General features: G+C 64.5%; 1 protein-coding gene. It reads right to left on the bottom strand.

What is annotated here, in order from left to right; genetic code table 11:
- Positions 1 to 29: 29 nt before the first annotated feature.
- A complete protein-coding gene (gene maiA, locus EOA38_RS38200; protein ID WP_126093360.1) occupies positions 30 to 680 on the bottom strand; it encodes a maleylacetoacetate isomerase in 651 nt (216 codons plus the stop codon).
- Positions 681 to 690 lie beyond the last annotated feature (10 nt).

Here is a 690-nt window from a genome sequence, read left to right as displayed (position 1 = left end):
TCTTTGCTTCGTCCGGGTCTGTGGCTTCTCTATTCGGCATCGATCTGGTTCTGCGGTGCCGCCTTCTGGAACGCCGGCAGCGCCATGCAGGCGGCGTGGATGCGCGAGATCACCGGGTAGGGCGTCATGTCGACGCCGAAGCGGGCGTTGTTGGTGACCTGGGCGGCGAGGCAGATATCGGCCAGTCCGGGCGTCTCGCCATGGCAGAAGGTGCCGGTCTGAGGCGACGAAGCCAAAATCTTCTCGAGCGGCTGGAAGCCTTCGTTCACCCAGTGCCGGAACCAGTTCACGACATCCTCGTCGCCGGCGCCGAACAGGGTGCGCAGCGAGGTGAGCACGCGCAGATTGTTCACCGGATGGATGTCGCAGGCGATCATCTGCGCCAGCATCCTGACCCGCGCCCGGCCCAGCGCATCCTTCGGCAGCAGCGGCGGCTCTGGCGCGATCTCGTCGAGATATTCGATGATCGCCAGTGATTGCGTCAGCAGCGTTCCGTCGTCCAGCACCAGCGCCGGCACCAGGCCTTGCGGATTGACCGCGAGATAGGCCGGCTCGAGATGCTCGCCATGGCGCAGGTGATGCGGCACATAGGTGTAGCTCAGCCCCTTCATCTCCAGCGCGATCCGCACCCGGTAGGAGGTGGAGGAGCGATAGTAGTTGTGGAGGACGAGGTCGCTCATCGGATCACGG

The sequence above is a fragment of the Mesorhizobium sp. M1E.F.Ca.ET.041.01.1.1 genome (genome assembly GCF_003997355.1).
GTDB lineage: Bacteria > Pseudomonadota > Alphaproteobacteria > Rhizobiales > Rhizobiaceae > Mesorhizobium.
This window is presented reverse-complemented; position numbering and strand designations above follow the sequence as displayed.

Excerpts from the sequence above, each read along its gene's own strand:
- maiA (WP_126093360.1), bottom strand. The coding sequence starts at position 680 with ATGAGCGACCTCGTCCTCCACAACTACTATCGCTCCTCCACCTCCTAC.